This is a genomic window from Mycobacterium lepromatosis (assembly GCF_000975265.2).
Lineage (GTDB): Bacteria > Actinomycetota > Actinomycetes > Mycobacteriales > Mycobacteriaceae > Mycobacterium > Mycobacterium lepromatosis.
Window position 1 is genome coordinate 742644 of the sequence record NZ_CP083405.1, and the last position, 23269, is coordinate 765912.

Consider the following 23269-nt stretch of genomic DNA (forward strand, 5'->3'; position numbering starts at 1 on the left):
TCCCTACTTCATATATTGTCGGCTGAGCTCGGCAAGCTTGGCGTCGGGTGCCGCTGTGCGTTCGAGGCCGTCGGCGATGTTGAGTTAGGCAATTGATCAACCGGGCTGTATAAGGTCTTGAAGTAGTCGCGGCATGCTTTGGGGGAGCAGAACCGGTCCACTGTCAAGCATTCGCTTTGTGTGCGTGTATCATTGACGTGGTAGCACAGCAAGTTGAAGTCGCTCGCATAATCCTCGTGTCCTCACCACCCCTCCGGGGGGCGCTTCCGGCGTGACATCCGGTCGGTACAGTGTCAATCTGGTGGAAAAAATCGACAGTAGAACTCTTCGGGTGTCAATCCGTCAATCTGGGTCAATCTGGATCGTGCCGCGACGATACATCCGGGCTAGTTTCATCAGCAGCACGTTGATGACGCGGGGCGAACATCACTCCGGTCGTCGAGAGTGCCGCGTCAAATTCGCCGGCTCCGAACGGCAAAGCTTGGACGTTGGCTTCCCGTCAGTCGAGCTCAAGACCCGCTGCTGCCTTGATGGAGGCGGCAGCAACCCGGGTGTCAGATCGCTGGTAACGACAGGGCACCGACCATAGCAGCGGGGAGTGAGGCATTGCACGAACCGTGCGGTTACGTTAAGCACGTGATCGCCGGAACGCATGCCGATAGCAGAACACAAGGTTGGATGTTGGGCCTAAGTGTCGCCAGAACCTCGTCGGTGATGGACGCGTAGTAGCCCAGGTCCACAATGCCTGATGTGTGGTCGCTGGGACACGGAGCATGCTGCTCGAGTTTACTGGTTGCGGCGAAAGCCATCGGATCTCTTGGGGAAGGAAACATGACACGATTAGGGACCTGCGACTCCGATCCGATTTCGCCGTCGAGGGCAGGAATTTTCGACTAGCAATCTAGATCATGTTCCGCGGCAATAGTGTGTGAGTGCAATAGTAGTATTTTATAGTTGCTACGCTGTAGGGCTGTTACACTTTTCATGTGTTTAGCCCGTCTAGTGCGACAACGATGTTGGCGGCCTGAGAAGGGTTTGGACATGGGGGCACGATGGTAATGGAAGATACGACTGTAGCTGATGAGTCGTTGGATGGCATTACCGATGCTTTGCTTACAGCGTCCCGGTTGTTGGTTGCTATCTCGGCTCACTCAATCGGCCAAGTCGACGAGACCATTACCTTTCCTCAGTTTCGAACATTGGTGATCTTGTCCAATCGAGGTCCGGTCAACTTGGCCACCTTGGCTGGTTTGTTGGGTGTGCAACCGTCGGCTACCGGCCGTATGGTCGATCGATTGGTCGTTGCCGGGTTAATCGATCGCTTGCCGCATCCTACCTCTCGGCGGGAACTGCTCGCAGCGTTGACCAAGCGTGGACGGGAGGTCGTTAGGCGGGTCACCGCGCAGCGGCGTGCTGAGATCGCTCGAATCGTAGAAAAAATGCCGCTCTCCGAACGTCGCGGACTGGTACGAGCCCTGGCGGCATTCAGCGCCGCTGGCGGTGAGCCAGACGTACGACTCGATATAATTTCGATATAATGACATAATGTAAGCGGTAGGTGGGGCGACGCTCTGCTGTTAACGGCCTATGGCCAATTCTTTAATTTTTTGTGGCAGCGCCCCGAGCTCGGCATTGGGGGAGGGGGGCCGAGCTCGGGGCGGCCGGTCTCATCTCAGTGTCTTTGCGCGGTGAGCAGTAGGTATTCCCAACTCATAGTGCTGTTTGTCAAGTATTTTTGTGCTAGCTCGATGAGTTGTGCGTCAAGTTCGGCGGTAAGCACCGAGTTGTCGCCGATGTTTGCGTAGGCCTCGATGGTCGGGCCGTAATGGTTCTTGAAGTAGTTGTGGACGCCCTCGGCGGAGTCGAACCGCTTTACCTCGAGCTGTCTGCGCTCTGTTTTTACGTTGGTGACGCCATCACCTAGCAGGCCGCGGATGTAGGTCTCGCGTCCCCATAGTGCCGCCGGGGGTAAGGCTGCCGAAAGGCTTGGCCGATATGGCCTGATGGTAGCCAACATTCGGCCGAAGAATCCCTCTTGTGTCCAACTGATCACACCGATTGTCCCGCCGGGCCGACAAAGTCGAATTAGCTCGCTAGCAGCGCGTCGATGGTCTGGCGCGAACATCACACCGATGGCTGACATCACGACGTCGAACTCCCCGTCACCAAACGGCAGGGCTTCTGCATTGGCTTCTCGGTATTCGAGTGTCAATCCGAGTTCGGTGGCTCTGGCTTGGGAACGCTGTAACAGCTCCGGCGTCAGGTCGGTGGAGACGATGGTGGCACCCGTCTTGGCGGCGGGAAGTGAGATGTTGCCGGAGCCGGCGGCGACGTCGAGTACCTGCATGCCCGGTCGAATGCCTGTGGCGGTGACCAGGATTGGCCCGAGTGGAGCCATCACCTCTTCGGCCATCAAAGCGTAGTCACCCAGCGCCCACATCGCCCGATGAATAGCCGCAAGCGACTGATCCTCGTGGATGGGCGTGTCGAGGTTCATCGGTCTCCTCCCAAGTGCAATCGTGCTCGCTAGAAATAGTAAGCACTAGCAATAGTGAATGTCCATAACATATAGAAAATGTTCATAATAACCTGTTGCGTGTGCGTATGTCGTCTACGTGGTTTACGCCACATGCGTACAGGCTGCGGGATAGGAAAGGACGGGGACCGTTTTTAGACTGTGTTGGTGCGTCTCGTCTTTGCCGGTACCCCCGAATCCGCGCTACCCGCGCTGTGTCGTCTTATCGACTCGCCCCGTCATGACGTGGTTGCGGTGTTGACTCGGCCCGACGCCGCATCTGGTCGGCGGGGCAAGCCGGAACCGTCGCCGGTGGCCCGCGAAGCGCTCGACCGTGGCATTCCATTGCTGCGGCCCGCGTGGCCGAACTCGCCCATGTTCGTCAGTGAACTATCGGAATGGGCACCCGAGTGTTGTGTAGTGGTGGCCTACGGCGCACTATTGGGCAATCCGCTGCTCGCAGTGCCCCCGCGCGGCTGGGTTAACTTGCATTTCTCGCTGCTGCCGGCTTGGCGCGGCGCGGCGCCGGTGCAAGCAGCGATCGCTGCCGGGGACACTATTACCGGAGCGACAACGTTCAAGATCGAGCCGAGCTTGGATTCTGGACCGGTTTACGGAGTCGTTACCGAGATGATCCAGCCGACTGACACTGCCGGCGATCTGCTTGAGCGACTAGCGGTTTCCGGGGCAACGCTGCTGTCAAGTACACTAGACGGCATCGCCGACGCGACGTTGGCACCGCGACAACAACCGGTGGATGGGGTCAGTATAGCGTCGAAAATCACTGTTGAGCAAGCCCGGGTACGTTGGGACCTTCCGGCGCCGGTTGTTGAACGTTGTATTCGAGCGGTCACGCCCAATCCGGGTGCATGGACACTTGTCGGTAAGTTACGGGTCAAACTTGGACCGGTGCGTTTTGATGCTGACGCAGCTGAGCTGCCGAAGTTGTCAAAGCCCTTGCTGCCGGGTGTTATTCACGTAGACCGCAAAAGCGTTTGGATCGGCACTGGCTCAGATCCAGTGAGGCTGAGCAAAGTTCAACCGCAGGGAAAGAAATTCATGAACGCTGTCGACTGGGCCCGTGGCGCCCGACTAGATCCCGCAGCGCGGGCGTCATGACTTCGGTCCAGGACAAGTCACACTGCACCCAGCCAGATCGCAAACTAATCCGGCCGCAATACCGAGGAAGCGGACCGCGCCGCTGGCCTCTGGATCCGGCGCGTGACGTTGCGTTCGAGATACTTCGAGTGGTCAGTGAGCGCGATGCGTATGCGAACCTTGCGCTGCCCGCCCTGCTGCGACAACTTGGTGTTAGCGGCCGCGACGCGGCGTTTGCCACCGAGTTGGCTTACGGTGCGTGCCGAACCCGAGGTTTTGCTTGACGCGGTCATCGATGCGGCGGGACGTTCGCTGCAAGCGATCAATCCGGTGTACTTGACCTACCCAGACTGGGCGCCTACCAGTTGCTGCGCACCCGCGTTGAGGCGCATGCCGCAGTGTTCACCACAGTAGAACAGGAATAAATCGAATTTGACTCGGCGCGAGCGGGTTTCGTCAATGGTGTGTTGCGTACTATCGCCAAGCGAGACGAGCGATTCTGGGCGGACGAGTTGGCCCCCGTCCCGTCAGGCGATCCGATCGGGTACACGGCTTTCGTCCATGCTCATCTCCCGCTGGATTGCCCAGGCCTTCGCGGATGCGCTGGGCTCAGCGGCTACAGAGCTTGACGCGGTGCTGGCCAGCGACGGCGAACGGCCCCAGGTGCACTTGGCAGTTCGCCTGGGAATGCTGAGCGCCGCAGAACTGGCCGTCATGGTGCACGGCACCGTCGGGCGGTACTCGCCGTATGCGGTGTACCTATCTGGTGGCGACCCCGGACGGCTGGTGTCGGTGCGCGACGGTGCAGCCTGGTCCAGGATGAGGGAAGTCTAGTTGGTGGCTCGCGCACTCACCGTGGCACCGGTCGACGGTGACACTGGCCGATGGCTGGATTTGTGCGCCGGGCCGGGCGGCAAGACCGCGCTGGTCGAGCCGGCGCCGCGCCGCGCTGATTTGGTGGTGGACAACACCCGCGGGTTGCCGGTAGACGTGCTGTGTGTCGACGGGCGTCAGTCCAGCCTCGACCCGAGCTTTGACCGGGTGCTCATCGATGTGCCCTGCACCGGGTTAGGCGCATTGCGCCGTCGGCCCGAGGCCCGCTGGCGCCGTCAGCCCAGTGACGTGCCAGCGTTAGCAAAGCTGCAGCGTTAGCTTTTGAACGCCGCGATCGGCGCTGACTCGACTGGGTGGTGTGCTGCTTTATTCGACGTGTTCACCGCACCTGGTCGAGACGGTAGGAGTGATAGCCGACGCGTTGCGTCATCATCCGGTGTGCGCGTTGGACACCGGGTTGTTATTTGAGCCGATCACCGAGGGTCTGGGAGTTGGTCCTTATGTGCAGCTTTTGGCCGCACTGGCACGGCACTGACGCCATGTTCGCAGCTGCATTGCGCCGCCTGCTGTGAGCCGCGCCGTGGGGCTTAGTAGTCTGCCGCTCATGCCCGGCAACAACATGGGACCCCTGATCGCGCCGTCGATCCTGGCCGCTGATTTCGCCCGGCTCACCGACGAAGCCGCCGTTGTGTCCGGTGCTGACTGGTTGCACGTCGATGTGATGGACGGCCATTTCGTGCCAAACCTGACGATCGGACTGCCGGTGGTGCAGAGTCTGCTAGCTGCCAGCGACATCCCGATGGATTGTCATCTAATGATCGACAACCCAGATCGGTGGGCACCGCCATACGCTGAAGCTGGTGCCTATAACGTCACCTTCCACGCCGAGGCTACCGACAATCCGGTAGGAGTAGCTCACGACATCCGGGCCGCTGGCGCCAAAGCGGGGATCGGAGTGAAGCCTGGGACACCACTGAATCCCTATCTGGACGTTTTGCCGCACTTCGACACCTTGCTCATCATGTCGGTGGAGCCTGGCTTCGGAGGCCGGGAATTCATCCCCGAAGTGCTGAGTAAGGTGCGTACAGTACGCAAGATGGTTGATGCGGGCGAGTTGACGATCTTGGTCGAGATCGATGGCGGCATCAATGTGGACACCATTGAGCAAGCTGCCGAAGCCGGCGTGGACTGTTTCGTCGCCGGATCGGCCGTCTATGGCGCGGCCGACCCCAGCGCCGCAGTAGCTGCTTTACGGCGACAGGCTGGTGCCGTGTCACCGCATCTACGCCAGTGAACGTTCGAACGGCTGACAGCTTCGATGCCGCCATGCGGCTGGCTGTCGAACAGTCTTACCTGGTTAAGGGTGCCACCTATCCAAATCCACCGGTGGGGGCGGTTATTGTGGACCCCGACGGACGGGTTGTTGGCGTGGGCGCCACCGAGCCGGCCGGCGGTGACCATGCTGAGGTGGTGGCGCTGCGCAGCGCCGGCGTTACGGCGGCCGGCGCCATTGCGGTGGTCACCCTTGAGCCGTGCAACCACTACGGCAAGACTCCGCCATGCGTGAACGCGTTGTTGGAGGCCAGAGTGGGTACGGTTGTTTATGGCATCGCCGATCCGAACGCAATCGCTGGTGCCGGTGCGGCTCGGTTGACGGCCGCCGGCGTGCATGTGCAGTCTGGGGTGCTGGCCGATCTGGTGACTGCCGGACCGTTGCGGGAGTGGCTGCACAAGCAGCGGACTGGGTTGCCACACGTGACGTGGAAGTATGCCACCAGCATCGATGGTCGTAGCGCTGCCGCCGATGGTTCCAGTCGGTGGCTCTCTAGTGAAGCTTCGCGCGCAGACCTACATCGTCGCCGCGCCACAGCTGACGCGATTGTGGTTGGCACCGGCACCATCCTGGCCGATAATCCGACCCTGACGGCCCGGCTGGCTAATGGTGCGCTGGCTGACCGGCAACCGCTGCGGGTGGTGGTAGGCATGCGGGACATACCGCTAGAAGCGAACGTTTTCAACGACGATTCACCTACCATGGTGATTCGTACCCACGATCCCATGGAGGTCCTCAAAGCGCTCGCAGATCGGACAGATGTGTTGCTGGAGGGGGGGCCCACCCTCGCCGGCGCTTTTCTGCGGGCCGGGATGATCAATCGGATCCTGGCCTACGTCGCGCCGATCCTGCTGGGCGGTCCCGTCACTGCAGTCGACGACGTGGGGGTGTCCAACATTGCGCGGGCGCTGCGTTGGCAGTTCGACGGCATCGACCGGGCTGGCTCGGATCTGGTGCTCAGTCTGGTGACGCGTTAGCGCGTAACCTTTGCGGTGTTGGCTCTGGGTCTTTTGTGGTCCGCTGCTCGGGGACTTTTGGCTCGATAGCGTGTTCTTTGCGGCCGCTGATTAGCAGACCCAGTAGCGCTCCGATGACACACACGATGGCCGTTATCGTGAATATGTCGCCGTACATCATCGTGTATGCACGTTGGGCCTGGCCAGCTACCGCAGCTGCGCGTTCAATCAGGTTGGCGTTGGGCGGGACTGTCGTCGACAACCCTGCAAGGATCTGGTTGAACCGGTACAACCCCCAGGCGGTCAGTGCGGCTACCCCGATCAACATACCGATCATCCTGGCGACCACCACTGCCGCTGAGGCGATGCCGTGCTGCGCTGTCGGGACAACTCGCAGGGTGGCCGAAGATAGTGGACCGATCACCAGGCCAAGTCCCAGGCCGGCCACCAATAGGTCGGCGTGCATCGTGGGCACACTGAACAGGCCTACGATGCTGCGCCGGTAGTGCAACAAGTCGACCGGCCAATGTGAGATCAGCCAATAGCCGCCCGCAGTGATGAGCAGCCCGACGAAGGCCATTGTGCGGTCACCGACCTTGGTAGCGCCCCACCCGCCTAGCAGTGCCCCGATCGGTAGCGCGATCAGAAACCACACCAGCAGCCCGGCCGCTTGGGTTTGGTCCATTCCCAACACACCCTGGCCGAACAGCTCTACATTGACCAGCGTCACCATTAGTGCAGCGCCCGCGGCGACCGATGCGCCCAGTGCGGACAGGAACGGCCGGATGTGCACACCGGCAGGGTCGATCAGCCGGGTGTGTGCGCAGCGCTCCCAAACCGCGAATGCCATCGCGGCGACAATCCCCCCGACCAGTACGGGCACCCCATAGCTCGGCAGTACCTGTTTGCCGTCGGGTTGGGGGTTGTATAGCCCGATGACCACCAGGCCCAGTGTGATGGCCAACAGCACACCGCCGACCACGTCAATCTTCTCCGGCTCGTCACCGCGGTCGTGCGTTGACAGGCTGACTTGGATCATCAGCATGGCGATCGCGGTCAGCGGGACGTTGATCCAGAAAACGTATCGCCAATCGTTGAATAGCCAAACGATGAAGATGCCGTACAACGGACCCAGCACACTGCCGAGCTCTTGCGCGGCGCCAATGCCACCTAGCACGTTAGCTCGGTTGCGTTGTGTCCACAAGTCGGCGCCCAGCGCAAGGGTGATCGGTAGCAGCGCGCCGCTGGCGACCCCCTGGATTGTGCGGCCCGCAATCAGCATGTGGAAGTCGCCAAATTGTCCGGCCAGCGCGGTCACCACTGACCCGACGGCGAAGCCGGCCAAGCTTATCTGCAGCAGCAGCTTGCGGCCAAATCGGTCGGAAGCTCGGCTCAGCAGCGGCATTGCGGCGATGTAGCCCAGAAGATACATCGTGACGATCCAGGTGATTCGCTGCATCCGGTTTACCGGGATGCCAACGTCGTGCATGATGTCGCGCATGATGGTGACCACGACATAGGTGTCCAGGGCCCCCAGCAGTACTGCGAGGCTGCCGGCGCTGATTGCGACTCGGCGTCCTGCCCGCGTGCTCATCAGCTCACCTGGGGCTTGGTGACCTGCACCGGTTCACCCCAATTCGACAATGTAATTTGGACGGAATTGCCCGAACTCTTATTATCTAGCCTGATCTGCGCTAGCTGGTGATCACCTGTTTCTTGAATCCAGACGGTGGCTGGCATGGGCTGCGTCGCCTTGAAGGGCGGCGCTATTTTGTTCACAGCATCTGCGGAGACATTGCCGCTTATGCGGACAGCGCTTTGATCGTTTATTCTGTCGCGGCCCTCGGTCTTGGCTCCGGTAAAATTCGCAAGCACGTTGGCTAGACCGGTGTTCGGATTAAGGATGGAAGCGACATCGTAAATGTCGGAGGCCTTACCGAAATCGCTCCATTTGCTCGGGGTCAGAGTAGCATATAACTCCCCGTCGACAACTACGAAGTTGGCGTTTAGATCGGACCCGTCAAGTGTGATTGTGGCGTTTCCCGACGCGACAGTATTCGGGTGCGTGGTCAAGTCACCCGTGAGCGTCTTTACTGGCAGTCCGGTGATTTTGCCATTCACCAGCAATACCAGGTGTACGCTCGTGACGTTCTTGGTGACGTCGGTGGCTTGTTTGATCCAAGTCGTTGCGTCGGGCAGTGGTCCGCCGCTTAGCTTGGAGCCTGATGAGCAGCCGGCGATCACGGCGGTGACGGTACTCAGGGTGGCGGCGAGGACGGCGAAGAGACGGCGAAGATATCTAGGGGCTTGCATACCCTGCATCGTAGAGGTTGACAGTGACCGGCTCGGAAAACACGGGGAGTGTTCAGGGGTCGAACACGGCGCGGCGACGTAGCTGGACAACGGCGTTTGCCGTACCTCACAGGGGTTGGGCGACCGGCCAAACTAGTTAGTCTTGTGCCATGTTCACCGGAATTGTCGAGGAGCTTGGAGAGGTGGTCGGTCGGGACGTCCATGCCGATGCGGCGCACCTGATCATTCGTGGTTGCACGGTCACAGCCGACGCTGGCCATGGCGACTCGATCGCGGTTAACGGCGTGTGCCTGACGGTGATGGAGTTGCTGCCCGACGGTCAATTCAGCGCTGATGTGATGGCCGAAACGCTCCATCGCTCTAACTTGAGTGAGCTACGAGTCGGCAGCCGGGTCAACCTGGAGCGCGCTGTGGCCATTAACGGCCGGCTTGGTGGGCATATCGTGCAGGGGCATGTGGACGGCACTGGCGAGGTGGTGGCCCGAACCCCCTCAGACCACTGGGAGGTGGTGCGGATAGAGGTGCCCCCGGTGGTGGCTCGCTATTTGGTTGAAAGGGGCTCGATCACCGTCGACGGGATTTCGCTGACGGTCTCCGGGCTCGGTGCTGAACCTCGGGACTGGTTGGAGGTTTCATTGATCCCAACGACCCGAGAGCTAACCACCCTTGGCCGTACTCCGGTGGGAACGCAGGTGAACCTTGAAGTGGATGTCATCGCCAAATATGTTGAGCGGCTAATCCAGAACGTTCCTCCCGGGGGTTTGACTCGATAGCCGTTCCTGCAGTGGCATCATTCGCGCGGTTGTGCGGACTCATGCCACTGAATCTGCCCTGAAAGCTGTGGCAATAACCGTGGCAGTGCGGTGGTTCATACTTAATGCAGCGTGTGGGCTGCTTGCGTGGGCCCCTTTGATAGCAAGGTGGCAAAGATGACGAGGTTGGACTCCGTCGAACGGGCGGTTGCTGACATTGCGGCCGGTAAAGCCGTCATCGTCATCGACGATGAGGACCGCGAGAACGAGGGCGACCTGATCTTCGCCGCCGAAAAGGCAACGCTGGAGATGGTGGCCTTTATGGTCCGCTACACCTCGGGATACTTGTGTGCGCCGCTGGACGGTGCTATCTGCGACCGGTTGGGTCTGTTGCCGATGTTTGCGGTGAATCAAGACAAAAACGGGACTGCCTACACGGTCACTGTCGACGCGAGAAACGGTGTAGGAACAGGTATTTCGGCTTCTGATCGGGCTACCACAATGCGGTTATTAGCTGACCCAACCAGTGTCGCCGACGATTTCACTCGCCCTGGCCATGTGGTTCCGTTGCGCGCCAAGGACGGCGGTGTGTTGCGCAGGCCGGGTCATACAGAGGCCGCTGTCGACCTGGCCCGGCTGGCGGGACTCCAGCCCGCGGGCGTGATCTGCGAGATCGTCAGTCAGAAGGACGAAGGCTCGATGGCACAGACCGACGAGTTGCGGGTCTTCGCTGATGAGCATGATCTGGCGCTGATCACCATTGCCGATCTGATCGAATGGCGGCGCAAGCATGAGAAGCACATTGAGCGGGTTGCTGAAGCCCGGATCCCGACCCGTCACGGAGAGTTTCGCGCTATCGGCTATGCTAGTATTTACGAGGACGTTAAGCATGTGGCACTGGTCCGCGGCGAGATTGCCGGATGCAGTGGTGACGGCGATGACGTATTGGTGCGGGTGCACTCCGAGTGTTTGACGGGTGATGTGTTCGGCTCACGGCGTTGCGATTGTGGGACTCAGCTCGATGCCGCTATGGCGATGGTGGCGCGAGAAGGACGCGGCGTGGTGTTATATATGCGTGGCCATGAAGGTCGAGGTATCGGGTTGATGCATAAACTGCAAGCTTACCAGCTGCAGGACGCTGGCGCGGACACCGTGGATGCCAACATCAAACTCGGATTTCCTTCTGATGCAAGGGATTACGGTATTGGCGCGCAGATATTAGTCGATCTCGGAGTGCGCTCGATGCGATTGTTGACCAACAATCCCGCCAAACGTGTTGGGCTAGATGGGTACGGACTGCACATCATCGAGCGGGTGCCGCTTCCGGTTCGGGCCAACGCGGATAACATCCGTTACTTGATGACCAAGCGTGACAAGATGGGCCACGACCTGGCTGGGTTGGATGATTTTCGTGAACCAAACCATTTTACAGGTGAATTCGGTGGTGCTTTGTGAGTGGTGGAGCTAGTGTTCCGGCGTTTCCGGCGATCGACGCGTCCGGTCTGCGGCTCGGTATTGTCGCAAGCACCTGGCACGGCAGGATTTGCGATGCGCTGTTGGCGGGCGCGTGCAAAGTTGCTGCAAGCTCAGGTATCGATAGCCCGACAGTGGTCCGTGTGCTCGGTGCCATCGAGATTCCGGTAGTGGTGCAGGAGGTCACTCGCCATCACGATGCAGTTGTTGCCTTGGGTGTCGTGATCCGTGGCGATACACCACATTTCGACTATGTTTGCAATTCCGTAACGCAAGGCTTGACGCGCGTAGCGCTGGATACTTCGACGCCGGTTGGCAACGGTGTGCTGACCACCAATACCGAGAAACAGGCGCTGGATCGGGCTGGGCTTCCGACGTCGGCCGAAGACAAGGGGGCCCAGGCGGTAGCTGCTGCCCTGACCACCGCATTGACTCTGCTTAACTTGCGTGCTCGGACATGACCACACAGTTGGAGCGGGACGACTGGGATGTGGAATTGCGTCCCTACTGGACACCGTTATTTGCCTACGCCGCAGCTTTTCTGATTACTGTAGCGCATATCACAGTGGGCTTGCTGCTCAAAATCCAGTCCAGTGGAGTGGTCTTCCAGACTGCCGACCAGGTAGCGATCGGTGCGTTGGGGCTGGTTATCGCGGCTGCCGTGCTGTTGCTCGCGCGTCCACGACTTCGGGTCGGTTCCGCAGGATTGTCGGTGCGTAATATCATGGGCTACAGGATAATTCCGTGGTCTTATGTGGTTGACGTGTCATTTCCGTCAGGAAGTCGTTGGGCGCGAATCGACCTGCCCGACGATGAGTACATCCCGTTGATGGCGATCCAGGCTGTCGACAAGGATCGTGCTGTGGATGCCATGGACGCCGTTCGTGCACTGCTGGCGCGATATCGGCCCGACCTTATGGTCCTTGACAAAACAGCACAATGAACATCTGGTTAGCGACCGTCATACCCTGCCCAATGAACGGGCTCAATTAGCATCGGAGTATCCAGCTGAACGGCCCCGTTGCCGATAGCCTCGGTTCCTGCCGTCACGTTACTGGCAGAATTGAGCATGCCATCTCCCCCAGGTGGCGCACCGCAACCGGGGACTTTGGTGGGTGGTTCGAAGTGGTTGTTCGAAGGTTCCGTCGAGGAGTAGGATAACGGTCCTTGACCGGACTAGTTCGACGGAAACCCGCCTTTCTAAATGATACTTGTTAGCGACCACTAGCCTAGATGCGTGCCAGATCCCGTGACGTATCGCCCCGCGACCGGATCCATACCGGTCGAGCCTGGTGTGTACCGATTCCGGGATCCGTACGGACGCGTCATTTACGTCGGCAAGGCCAAAAGCCTGCGTAGCCGGCTGACGTCGTACTTTGCCGACGTCGCGAACCTGCACCCGCGGACTCGGCAAATGGTGACCATAGCAGCCAAGGTCGAGTGGACGGTGGTAAACACCGAGGTTGAGGCTCTGCAGTTGGAGTACAACTGGATCAAGGAATTCGATCCGCGCTTCAACATCCGCTACCGCGACGACAAGTCCTATCCGGTATTGGCCGTCACCCTGGGCGAGGAGTTTCCCCGACTGATGGTCTATCGCGGTCCCCGACGCAAGGGCGTGCGCTATTTTGGACCGTACTCGCACGCGTGGGCCATTCGGGAAACGCTTGATCTGCTTACCCGGGTGTTTCCAGCACGAACCTGTTCAGCTGGAGTATTCAAGCGACACAAGCAGATCGACCGTCCATGCCTACTTGGCTACATTGACAAATGTGCGGCGCCGTGTGTGGGCAGGGTTGGTGCTGAGCAGCATCGCCAAATCGTGGCAGATTTTTGCGACTTCCTGTCTGGCAAGACCGATCGTTATGCCCGTGACTTGGAACAACAGATGAACGTCGCCGCAGAGCAACTCGATTTCGAACGAGCCGCCCGGCTTCGTGACGACTTTTTTGCGCTCAAACGGGCTATGGAGAAGCAGGCGGTGGTGTTCGGCGATGGCACTGACGCTGACGTGGTGGCATTCGCCGACGACGAACTAGAGGTGGCGGTGCAGGTGTTCCACGTTCGCGGCGGTCGGGTGCGTGGCCAGCGCGGCTGGATTGTTGAAAAGTCCGGTAACCCTGGTGATACCGGGGGGGAGCAATTGGTGGAGCAATTCCTGGCACAGTTCTACGGTGAACAGGCGGAGTTAGACGGTGCTGCTGACGAATCCGCTAACCTGGTTCCCCGCGAGGTATTGGTGCCGTGTTTACCTTCTAACGCCGACGAGTTGGCCAGTTGGCTGTCCGGTCTGCGTGGATCTAGGGTCGTGCTGCGGGTGCCACGGCGTGGCGACAAACGGACGCTAGCTGAAACGGTGCAGCGAAACGCGAAAGAAGAATTGCAGCAACACAAGCTAAAGCGTGCCGGTGACTTTACCTCCAGATCAGCTGCGCTGCAGAATATTCAAGACACGCTGGGGTTGGCCTATGCACCATTGCGAATCGAATGCGTCGACATCAGCCATGTGCAGGGCACCGACGTGGTGGGCTCTCTGGTGGTATTCGAGGACGGTCTGCCACGCAAGTCGGACTACCGACACTTCGGGATCCGGGAGGCTGCTGGGCATGGGCGCTCTGATGATGTTGCCTCCATCGCTGAGGTGACTCGACGCCGATTCCTGCGGCATCTTCACGATCAGAACGATACGAATATGCTTTCTCCGGAAGGAAAATCGCGCCGATTTGCCTATCCTCCCAATCTGTATGTCGTTGATGGAGGCGCGCCGCAAGTCAATGCGGCCAGCACCGTGCTTGAGGAACTCGGTATCACTGACGTGGCAGTGATTGGTCTGGCTAAGCGGCTCGAAGAGGTGTGGGTGCCGTCCGAGCCGGACCCGGTCATCATGCCGCGCAACAGCGAGGGCCTGTTTCTGCTGCAGCGGGTTCGTGACGAGGCACACCGATTTGCCATCACCTACCATCGCAGCAAGCGATCCAAGCGAATGACCACATCGGTCCTGGACTCGGTGCCGGGGTTGGGAGCGCATCGCCGCAAGGCGCTTGTCACCCACTTCGGATCGATAGCCCGCCTCAAGGATGCCACCGTAGAACAGATCACTGCCGTTCCGGGTATAGGCGTGACAACGGCTACCGCCATCCTCGATGCGCTGCGACCGGATTCATCTGAGGTCTCGGAATGAGTGGGAACAACCACCTTGGAAAGGCGTCGGCCGAAATCGACGTCGTTCTGGTGACCGGGTTGTCCGGGGCCGGGCGCGGCACCGCAGCCAAGGTCCTAGAGGACCTTGGCTGGTATGTTGCCGACAACCTCCCGCCTCAGCTGATCACCTGGATGGTGGATTTCGGTTTGGCGGCCGGGTCGCGGATCACCCAGTTGGCGGTGGTGATGGATGTGCGATCGCGAGGCTTTACCGGCGATCTGGACTCGGTACGCAGCGAGCTCGCCACTCGCAACATCACTCCGCGTGTGGTGTTCATGGAGGCATCTGACGACATGTTGGTGCGCCGCTACGAACAGAATCGACGCAGTCATCCACTGCAGGGTAAGCAAACGTTGGCCGAGGGCATTGCCGCTGAGCGTAGGATGTTGGCTCCGGTTCGCGCTACGGCCGATTTGATTATTGACACATCGACGTTGTCCGTGCCTGGTCTGCGGGAAAGCATCGAGCGTGCGTTCGGCGGGGATGCCAGCGCGACTACCAGCGTCACCGTGGAGTCCTTCGGCTTTAAGTACGGCCTGCCGATGGATGCCGACATCGTCATGGATGTGCGGTTCCTGCCGAATCCGCATTGGGTCGACGAGTTACGTTCACTCACCGGCCAGCATTCGGCGGTACGTGACTATGTGCTGGGCCAGCCTGGCGCGGCTGAGTTTTTGCGGACTTATCATCAATTGCTTTCTTTGGTTGTCAACGGCTACCAACGGGAGGGGAAGCGCTATATGACAGTCGCCATAGGTTGCACTGGTGGCAAACATCGCAGCGTGGCGATCGCGGAAGCATTAATGGGACTATTGCAGTCGGATCTGCAATTGTCGGTGCGGGTGCTGCACCGGGATCTGGGTCGCGAATGATTTCGCCTGGAAGTCCCCCAAGCATCGTTGCGCTGGGTGGTGGGCACGGTCTGTACGCGACACTGTCGGCAGCCCGTCGGCTTACCCCTTACGTCACGGCGATCGTGACCGTAGCCGATGATGGAGGCTCCTCGGGTCGGCTGCGCAGTGAATTGGGTATAGTGCCACCGGGCGATTTGCGAATGGCCTTGGTGGCGTTGGCATCCGATAGCCCGTATGGACGACTGTGGGCAACCATCCTGCAGCACCGCTTCGGCGGCAGCGGTGCTCTGGCCGGACATCCGATCGGCAATTTGATGCTGGCTGGCCTCAATGAGGTGCTTGCCGATCCCGTCGCTGCACTCGATGAGGTTGGACGCATCCTCGGGGTCAAAGGCAGGGTGTTGCCGATGTGCCCGATTGCGCTGCAGATTGAAGCCGATGTCTCCGGTCTGGAGGCCGACCCACGGATATTCCGGCTGATCCGCGGTCAGGTGGCGATCGCGTCCACACCGGGCAAGGTGCGGCGGGTGCGGTTGCTTCCGGTAGATCCGCCGGCGACCAGGCAGGCTGTTGACGCCATCATGGCCGCCAACCTAGTGGTGCTAGGGCCGGGGTCGTGGTTCACCAGCGTGATCCCGCATGTGCTGGTACCTGGGCTTGTCACGGCGCTGCGGGTCACCACCGCCCGGCGAGCGCTGGTGCTAAACTTGGCGGCCGAGCCGGGGGAGACGGCGGGATTTTCCGTGGAGCGTCACCTGCACGTGCTTGCTCAGCACGCGCCCGGGTTCACTGTCCACGATATAATCATTGACGCCGACCGAGTGCCGAGTGACCGGGAACGGGAGCAGCTGCTTCGCGTCGCGACATTGCTGCAGGCTGAGGTTCACTTCGTCGACGTGGCCAGACCTGGTACACCTTTACATGACCCGGGCAAGTTGGCGACAGCCTTGGACAGGGTGCGGCTGGGTAACCAGGACTCGTCGGCGCCTACGGTGGCGGCCACCGAACAGATACGGCTCGATGGTAAACGTCCACAGACCGGGGTGAATGGGCCGGTTGGCAAGGGACCAAGGAGTGACGACGCGTGGCGATGACGACTGAAGTCAAGGACGAATTGAGCCGCCTGGGGGTGAAATCAGTCAGTGCGCGTCGTGCGGAAGTCACGTCTCTGCTGAGGTTCGCTGGAGGGTTGCACGTCGTCGGTGGTCGTGTGGTGGTCGAAGCTGAGGTCGACCTGGACAACATCGCGCGCCGGCTGCGCAAGGACATTTTTGATCTGTACGGTTACAATGTGGTTGTACATGTCTTGTCGACCAGCGGGATTCGTAAGAATACTCGGTACGTGCTGCGGGTGGCCAACGACGGTGAGGCACTGGCACGTCAGACTGGTCTTCTTGACATGCGTGGTCGCCCGGTACGCGGTTTGCCGGCTCAGGTCGTGGGCGGCAGTCTCGCCGATGCTGAGGCTGTGTGGCGGGGAGCGTTTTTGGCGCACGGATCACTGACTGAGCCGGGACGTTCGTCGGCATTGGAGGTCAGCTGTCCTGGTCTGGAGGCCGCGCTGGCCCTGGTGGGTGCGGCGCGCAAGCTGGGAGTCAGTGCTAAAGCTCGCGAGGTGCGTGGTGCCGATCGTGTGGTGGTGCGCGACGGTGAGGCGATCGGCGCGCTGTTGACTCGAATGGGTGCCCAGGACACCCGGCTAGTCTGGGAGGAACGTCAGATGCGTCGCGAGGTGCGGGCGACAGCCAACCGGCTTGCCAATTTTGACGACGCCAATCTGCGCCGTTCGGCGCGTGCCGCGGTCGCGGCGGCAGCCAGAGCGGAGCGGGCGCTAGAGATACTCGGGGATACGGTGCCTGATCATCTGGCCTCGGCAGGCAAACTTCGCGTCGAGTATCGACAAGCTTCGCTGGAGGAATTGGGTCGACTTGCCGACCCCCCGATGACGAAAGACGCTGTGGCAGGACGTATTCGGCGGTTATTGTCGATGGCCGATCGCAAAGCGAAGATCGAAGGCATCCCCGACACCGAGTCCGCGGTGACGCCGGACTTGTTGGAGGACGCCTAAGCCCGACGATGGTGTACGCCGTGCAACGGTGTGAGGAAGAGTTAGGCCGGGTTGTGTGACTGTTCGGGATAGCTCGCTGCTGCTCCCGTGCTAAGGTTGTGGTCGGGGAGCGAAGCTGTTTTCGAATGTTGATGTGGTGTTTTCTGCAGAAGCAGCGTCATAGCACCATGAGTGTTGATGCGTTGACGATCTGCTATCCCATTAACGCGTCCGATTACAGCTTTCAGAGACTCTGCGAACTGATCAACGAGCGGCTGCCTGGGCTACCCGCAGTTGCGGTGGCGGGTTACCGGCGTCCCGCTCGGGCTGGACCGGCCGCGGTTTGTTGAAGACGACGACCTTGACGTCGACTTCGACATCCCCCGTATCGGTGTTCCTGATCTCGGGCGGTCGACGTGAGCTTGACGAGCTCTCTAGCCGGCTGATGGCCTACAAACTGGACCGCTCACGACCGTTGTGGGAACTCTGGGTGATCGAGGGCGTCAGCGTTGGCCGCATCGCGGCGCTGACCAAAATGCATTACGCTATAGTTAGCGAGGTCTCGAGCGTTTTCTGGGAATGCTGATCCAGTGTAGACGACGGGTTGATAATATCAGACGGCGATCGTTATAGCCTAAGCCGACGACAACACCCAAAGGCCCTCGACTTTCAGGGCTTAGCGTTCTTAAAAGAACAGAATCGGCACGGGAGCCAGGGAATGATCAAAAACCTGCAGTGACGGTTTCCCGTTCTGGTCTCGGGTAAGATGACCCAGATCTCTCTACCAGGGGCGCGGTCCGGTAGGCTGGGAGGAGCCTCGTGTGGCAGCATCAACGAAACATTCGTGCATGATGAGGGGTTGCGTGCAAAACACCAGGTCGGTGCCCAGACCAGATTTGCATTGAGGGAAGACGTCGTTGTGCGATACAGATCCATCGAATTCGCCAACTGGTTAGACACGTAGAACGAGGCCTTCATGGGATTCATCACACCGGAGCTTCCCGACGTCGATCGTGACACCTGGCAGACCGCGCCGCGGACACTGCAACTACAAGTTGTGACCCAACACTGGGTTGAACACAGCTTCGGAACTCCCTACGCGGTGTATAGCAGCCTCTGCTGTGATCATCTCGCGTACCCTGGTCCTGGGCGCTCTGGGTCACATCGGCGACTGGTGGACACAGCCAATCCTGTACCAGGAAGTTATCGTCTGCACCTTGCTGTTCGAGGTTTTAGGTCTCGGTTGCGGATCCAGCTCGCTGACCGATCGGTGCGTTCCATCGATCGGTGGCTGTCTTTATAATTGCGGTTCAAAATAATTCGGCTTCCGTCTTGGCCGGGCAAGGTTCTACTCACCAGTGAGTGATATTCGTACCAGTGTCGGTGTCGTGCTCTATGTCATCGTGTTGCTCGGCGGAACGTAGGCACTGTTGTCGCCTGGCTCACCCTGTCAAGGTGGGCTCGGTCTCACCGCTGCGGACGACGTCGGCTTGATAAACCCCGTTCTGGTGGCGTTGACCATTGGTGTGTTGATATTGTTGGGTCTGCGTGACAAGGCTATTTTTTCTGGACGCCCGCAGAGAGCACCATTGGCTGAAACTTTTCGTGTTCTTCTGCCCGTTCATCGATCAAATCGCAGCTTTTAAGCGCATCATGCTTGCGCCGAGGTGGGGAGTGGTGACTGCGAGGGTGAATTACCACTTACCGTACGTCGTCGCAGTGATGACCAGCAATAATGCGCTACTGCGACGCAAGCTGTTCAACTCGATCAAGCACATGTTCTAGAGCGACTCGATCAGCGGCCTGCGCCCCTCCCAGTTACCGAAGTGGATGGCCCATGTCGGCGGCACCACCACGGAATTTCTGGTTCCGGGATTCTGGTCCTGGTTGCCGGTGGTGAACCCTGGTGGTGATTCCTTATCGGGTGCATGGTGATTGTCTGCTTCAAACATCCTGTCCAACCTCCCGATGGGAGTTCCGTTGGAGCGGGACGTGTTCTTTATCTTTTCGCTGTTCTACCTCTTCGGGCACTATGGCTCGATCCGTGCCACCGACCTTCGGCTACCGCTGAGTGTTGGCTCTCGCGATCGCCGTGGTGACCGTAATGATCAGAACCCGTTCCCGGAAAAATGTTATTCCTGCCCGCAATGCACTACCCCTGTCGACAACAGGGCCACCAGCTTGCGTGTTTCCACGCTGGCGCCGAAGAAATAGCGGGAGGCGAATGTTGTCAACAGCTCCGTGCTCGTTGTCAATCAGCTGGCCAAGCTGTAAGGGGTGGCCGACCAGCCAAAGTTATGTCAGACCATATGGCGGCCGTTCCGGGCAATGTACACGTATGGGCGGGTGCTCAACCGGGGCTGTTCCCCCCGATAATAGATAACTAAGAATAGATAACTAAGCCGACTACCGCGTTTGCGAGGGCGAAATAGTTGCCGGGTCGCTTGTCAGATGGAACTTCGGTGAAGATCACCTGCAAAGCGAGCAGCTACGGGTCGTGCTGTTGCGGCTATGCAACTTCGACGAAGGCGACACCGTGTCATTCTCCTTGAAGACCCAACTGGCCCACATCTAAAAGCAATGGTACTGCATTCTCAACGCCAAGACCAGGGTGATAGAGGCGGGTTACATCGAGGTAGCGGATATGCTGACCCGCCAGCCGCGGCTTGAGCCCGGTGACGAATTCCCCAACCACGCTAACAACGTAACTTAGCTTTTGCGATAGGTGATGACGACGAATGGTTGATCAGAGCTGGGCCCACGGTTGGGTACATCAAAACGACGCCATCGGTCATTATATGGATAAGGACACGGTCACGGCATGGTTTGTATTTCACATCGATTCTGCAATTGTTCTACATCAGTTTGACAACCAATTCGTCGCCTACGCTAGGCAAGGTGTCGGGACAAACGCTACGGTGCTGGTAACCGCGATCAACGGAGGTATATTAGGTATTAAATAAGGGACATAAAAAGATACTAGGGAGTTAGCGACAAATAAGGGCAAATTAAGAGGGAGTTAGCGTTGAAGGTCTTTGATCGATTCAACACCGCAATGCTTGTTAGTGCCGGGTTGTGCGGGGCCGCTTTGGCGTTCAGTCCTGGCGCTGCTGCTGCACCGCTGCCAATACCAACGGGGGGTCCCACATGCATTGAGCAGATGGCCGTGGCCGGCCTGGGTGCTGCACCGGCAGCCGTTCCGGCGGTCCTGCCTGGTCCGGTCCCAGGGACCGTGCCACCGGTACCTCTGGGGCCTGGTGGGTTTCCCCCGGTGGTGCCGCCTGGTGGGTTTCCCCCGGTGGTGCCGCCTGGTGGGTTTCCCCCGGTGGTGCCGCCTGGGGCTCCGGCGATAGGACCTCTGCCGGCTGGGGATTCGGCGGCTTTGGGGAGTGGGATTTTGGCGGGTAAGGGTGTGCCGACTGCTCCGCCGCAGGCGGCTTTGTCTGGTTTAGTGGTTCTGCCCGGTCCGCCCGCCAGCGTCGAGGCACCTCCTGCCGCCGCACCCGTGGTGCCGGCTGCCGCGCCTCTTCTTTGCTGTGGGGAGGCGGCACCACAAGTCAGGTAGTTCTGATTTCGTCGGTGTCAGCGGTTCGGTCGGCTTAGCCGCTCGCAGATGCGTGCCAGCGGCTCGAACGGTCCTGGCTTGCCTAATTTCCCGGTCTCTCGGTTGGGGGTGGCTTACCTGCCGGTTGGATTCGAGTTTGTGGCGTGACTGAAATGCTAAAATTGATAGATCTCTTTGACAATCTGTGTCTGCTGGCACTGGGAGACATGGCGGTGCTAGTCATCGCTGCTATGGCTATGAGGGGTCTATCCCCGCCGGCACTATAGGGATCCAGTTGGCAGGATCTGCTACCGGTAGCAAGGCATAGAGGGGCTGCGGGACTTAAAAATTATATGAAGGGTTGCGTCATAGCGCCCGGACGCCACCGACGTCGGATGTGGTCGGGAAAGTCCTCAACCTGAGGTAGAGTTACCCACCCGGGTTCATCACAGACCGACGATGCGTGCTTGGGTTTGTGTGGGTTTCGGAGGTTCCAGTCGGCCGGTGTGAGATCGTGACCGGGAAGAGCGGGGTTGACGTATGAACCGTATATGCGGTTGGTTGGCTTAAGCTGGCCGCTCGAATGACCGGAGCCCATCATGGCTATAGCGCGATTTGTTAAGCGCTGTACCAGCCGTGCTGGGCGCTCATTGAAAACGACCAGTTTTGCTCAATGAAAGTTGACCGTTTTAGCGATTGTTCAGGGTAGTGCTATGTGATCACTTCCTGGGGTTTGGATGTGTGTGGCGTCGTCGGTGTTGATCGTAATGGCGGTGTCCGCAACTGTGCCGGTTGGTAATGGTCATGGTTTGGTTTCGGAGTGCAGTGCTCGGCTAAGCGCATCGCTGCGTTGCTGGTGAACACGCATCCGATATAATGAACATTGATGCAGAACACGATCTCTGTGTGCAGCAGTCGATCCAAAACCGCAGCGACGAGTATCGGGTTGCAGAGGCGCTAGCTCTACCCGGCGATTGCCGGTATGTGAGGTTAGAATTATCGATGGTTTCAGGTAGCGCTGCGCAATCACTTCGGAGAGCGCGGTGTTGGCTTCGTGATTGGAATAGCTTCGGGAGTAAGCGAATTCGTCGATTACCAGTAACCGTTGACCGCACAAGAACCGCATGCGAGTGGCCCGCCGGCCTTCGAGCGTAACCATGTGGCAACGCTTGGTCACAGATCGACAGGCGGTGGTGAAAGTAGACACGATGATCGTTCTGGATCGTCGTACGAGCCGGCCCGATAGCCAACATAGCCTTTGCCGGTACCCGGTGGCCCGACAAAGACCACATTGCCGGTGTTGTCGAGGAATCACAAACGAAGCCAGCGCGCGGATGAGTTTCTCAATCAACACCGGGCTGGGCGATGAAATCGAGCTCATCGAAGCGGAATTCGGTTGGCAGATAAGCGAACCGCCAATAGCTGTTTGAGCATGGCCACCGTAGACAGATCCTGATACTGGACGTCGTCCAACATCCCCATCGGCACCTCGGTCGCCGCGGAAAGCCGAAGAACGTGCAGACGATCGCGTAGTTGTTGGTAGGGGGCGGCCTGGTTATTGGTGGTGCTCGTCGGTCCTGTCCCCGTATCGGTGAGTCCGAATTGATCGGGTGGTTGCAGCGTAGTGTTCGACATCGGTCACTGCCTGCTCAGCCGGACAGCTGCTGGTTATTCTGTCGGATACGGCCGACCGTGGCTAGCGTCTGCGCGATGGGTCAGTGTTTGCGTTGACATACAGGCCTGTTGGGCAGTTGGCCAGCATCACCCTTCTCCGGGGCTACTACATGCTAGGCGGCGAACCCCATTGTGCCGATGCTATCAGGGGCGTGGCGGTGCCGGGCTAGCATCACTCCGGTGTCGGTGACCACGTCTAACCTCAGTCAGCTCACCGCACCGGTGACAGACCAACAGACGCCGGCCTGTGTTAACGGTTGGTACCGAATAGCTTTTGGCGCGGAACGAAATCCGTTCCTGGTTGCGCACCGTGTGCCACCAGCATTGAGCGGTCGTCGCGAAGACTTTGTCCACCGCGCCCTTGCGTCAGGCGTGATAGGCTGGACACACGTCAATACCGACCTTATAGTGACGGGTGATCGGCTCAAACGACATCTAGAGTCGGTTGCTGTGCCAGCTTGGACATCCGGTCAAAGCACCACAGGCGCGCCATCGCGTCCCAAGTCCTCCGCCAGATGTGGCTGATCGGTCAACCTAGTTAGCCGCGTCCTTAATAATGCGGCAATGGGTCGGTAAGCACACTAGCCGTCTTACTCCGGCCCCCACACGGCCGTAAGATTGGGAAATAGCAACCAATCCCATTGGGTTTCAGCACCTAACGGATGTTCGATCAC

The 23269-nt window shown here is 59.4% G+C and carries 18 protein-coding genes and 3 pseudogenes; 16 read left to right on the forward strand and 5 right to left on the reverse strand.

Going from position 1 to position 23269, the window contains the following annotated elements; genetic code table 11:
• Positions 1–1052: 1052 nt before the first annotated feature.
• Positions 1053–1538, forward strand: coding sequence for a MarR family winged helix-turn-helix transcriptional regulator (locus tag MLPF_RS03440; RefSeq protein WP_045842551.1), 486 nt, complete (start codon positions 1053–1055; stop codon positions 1536–1538).
• Positions 1539–1672: 134 nt separating this feature from the next.
• Here the strand turns inward: MLPF_RS03440 and MLPF_RS03445 are convergent, their stop codons facing one another.
• Positions 1673–2497: a class I SAM-dependent methyltransferase gene (locus MLPF_RS03445; RefSeq protein WP_045842552.1), complete on the reverse strand. Its 825-nt coding sequence runs from the start codon at positions 2495–2497 to the stop codon at positions 1673–1675.
• 186 nt (positions 2498–2683) lie between these two features.
• Here MLPF_RS03445 and fmt point away from each other — a divergent pair, with 186 nt between their 5' ends.
• From fmt to ribD, 4 genes and pseudogenes are all read left to right on the forward strand, one after another.
• Positions 2684–3634 carry a methionyl-tRNA formyltransferase gene (gene fmt / locus MLPF_RS03450; protein WP_162196871.1) on the forward strand — a complete coding sequence of 317 codons (951 nt, stop codon included), beginning with the start codon at positions 2684–2686 and terminating at the stop codon, positions 3632–3634.
• Positions 3631–5019 (forward strand): annotated as a pseudogene (locus MLPF_RS03455) (RsmB/NOP family class I SAM-dependent RNA methyltransferase). Before fmt ends, MLPF_RS03455 begins: the two are co-directional and overlap by 4 nt.
• A gap of 23 nt (positions 5020–5042) precedes the next feature.
• On the forward strand, positions 5043–5741 hold the full coding sequence (rpe, locus tag MLPF_RS03460) for a ribulose-phosphate 3-epimerase (RefSeq protein ID WP_162196872.1): 699 nt from the start codon (positions 5043–5045) through the stop codon (positions 5739–5741).
• Positions 5742–5773: 32 nt separating this feature from the next.
• Positions 5774–6757: a bifunctional diaminohydroxyphosphoribosylaminopyrimidine deaminase/5-amino-6-(5-phosphoribosylamino)uracil reductase RibD gene (ribD, locus tag MLPF_RS03465; RefSeq protein ID WP_162196873.1), complete on the forward strand. Its 984-nt coding sequence runs from the start codon at positions 5774–5776 to the stop codon at positions 6755–6757.
• On the opposite strand, the gene MLPF_RS03470 is transcribed toward ribD, so the two are convergent.
• The gene (locus tag MLPF_RS03470) at positions 6738–8330 is read right to left on the reverse strand and encodes an MFS transporter (protein ID WP_045842555.1); all 1593 of its coding nucleotides are present in this window, start codon (positions 8328–8330) and stop codon (positions 6738–6740) included. The genes ribD and MLPF_RS03470 overlap by 20 nt on opposite strands.
• A complete protein-coding gene (locus MLPF_RS03475; protein ID WP_045842556.1) occupies positions 8330–9049 on the reverse strand; it encodes an LppX_LprAFG lipoprotein in 720 nt (239 codons plus the stop codon). Before MLPF_RS03475 ends, MLPF_RS03470 begins: the two co-directional genes overlap by 1 nt.
• A 149-nt stretch (positions 9050–9198) precedes the next feature.
• On the opposite strand from MLPF_RS03475, the gene MLPF_RS03480 reads away from it, so the two are divergent.
• The 11 genes and pseudogenes from MLPF_RS03480 (at position 9199) to MLPF_RS03530 (ending at position 20942) form a co-directional block, all read left to right on the forward strand.
• On the forward strand, positions 9199–9822 hold the full coding sequence (locus MLPF_RS03480; RefSeq protein WP_045842557.1) for a riboflavin synthase: 624 nt from the start codon (positions 9199–9201) through the stop codon (positions 9820–9822).
• 156 nt (positions 9823–9978) lie between these two features.
• Complete coding sequence (locus tag MLPF_RS03485; protein WP_045842570.1) at positions 9979–11256, forward strand: bifunctional 3,4-dihydroxy-2-butanone-4-phosphate synthase/GTP cyclohydrolase II; 1278 nt, start codon at positions 9979–9981, stop codon at positions 11254–11256.
• Positions 11253–11735: a 6,7-dimethyl-8-ribityllumazine synthase gene (ribH, locus tag MLPF_RS03490; protein WP_045842558.1), complete on the forward strand. Its 483-nt coding sequence runs from the start codon at positions 11253–11255 to the stop codon at positions 11733–11735. Before MLPF_RS03485 ends, ribH begins: the two co-directional genes overlap by 4 nt.
• Entirely contained in the window at positions 11732–12217 is a 486-nt protein-coding gene (locus MLPF_RS03495) for a PH domain-containing protein (protein WP_045842559.1), read from the forward strand. Before ribH ends, MLPF_RS03495 begins: the two co-directional genes overlap by 4 nt.
• A gap of 294 nt (positions 12218–12511) precedes the next feature.
• Positions 12512–14455: an excinuclease ABC subunit UvrC gene (uvrC, locus tag MLPF_RS03500; protein ID WP_045842560.1), complete on the forward strand. Its 1944-nt coding sequence runs from the start codon at positions 12512–12514 to the stop codon at positions 14453–14455.
• On the forward strand, positions 14452–15348 hold the full coding sequence (gene rapZ / locus MLPF_RS03505; protein ID WP_045842561.1) for an RNase adapter RapZ: 897 nt from the start codon (positions 14452–14454) through the stop codon (positions 15346–15348). The genes uvrC and rapZ overlap by 4 nt, the downstream gene beginning before the upstream one ends.
• Positions 15345–16424, forward strand: coding sequence for a uridine diphosphate-N-acetylglucosamine-binding protein YvcK (gene yvcK / locus MLPF_RS03510; protein ID WP_045842562.1), 1080 nt, complete (start codon positions 15345–15347; stop codon positions 16422–16424). Before rapZ ends, yvcK begins: the two co-directional genes overlap by 4 nt.
• Positions 16421–17398: a DNA-binding protein WhiA gene (gene whiA / locus MLPF_RS03515; protein WP_156146969.1), complete on the forward strand. Its 978-nt coding sequence runs from the start codon at positions 16421–16423 to the stop codon at positions 17396–17398. The genes yvcK and whiA overlap by 4 nt, the downstream gene beginning before the upstream one ends.
• Before the next feature lie 115 nt (positions 17399–17513).
• Positions 17514–17942 (forward strand): annotated as a pseudogene (locus tag MLPF_RS03520) (wax ester/triacylglycerol synthase domain-containing protein); the annotation flags it as partial.
• 411 nt (positions 17943–18353) lie between these two features.
• A pseudogene (locus MLPF_RS03525) lies at positions 18354–20090 on the forward strand (DUF3556 domain-containing protein).
• Between the two features lie 312 nt (positions 20091–20402).
• Positions 20403–20942, forward strand: a complete 540-nt coding sequence (locus MLPF_RS03530) for a hypothetical protein (protein ID WP_237817246.1) — start codon at positions 20403–20405, stop codon at positions 20940–20942.
• Positions 20943–21723: 781 nt separating this feature from the next.
• Here the strand turns inward: MLPF_RS03530 and MLPF_RS16995 are convergent.
• Together MLPF_RS16995 and MLPF_RS03535 are read right to left on the reverse strand one after the other, a co-directional pair.
• On the reverse strand, positions 21724–22302 hold the full coding sequence (locus MLPF_RS16995; RefSeq protein WP_082082306.1) for an ATP-binding protein: 579 nt from the start codon (positions 22300–22302) through the stop codon (positions 21724–21726).
• A complete protein-coding gene (locus MLPF_RS03535; RefSeq protein ID WP_045842572.1) occupies positions 22299–22556 on the reverse strand; it encodes a hypothetical protein in 258 nt (85 codons plus the stop codon). The genes MLPF_RS16995 and MLPF_RS03535 overlap by 4 nt, the downstream gene beginning before the upstream one ends.
• Positions 22557–23269: the final 713 nt, after the last annotated feature.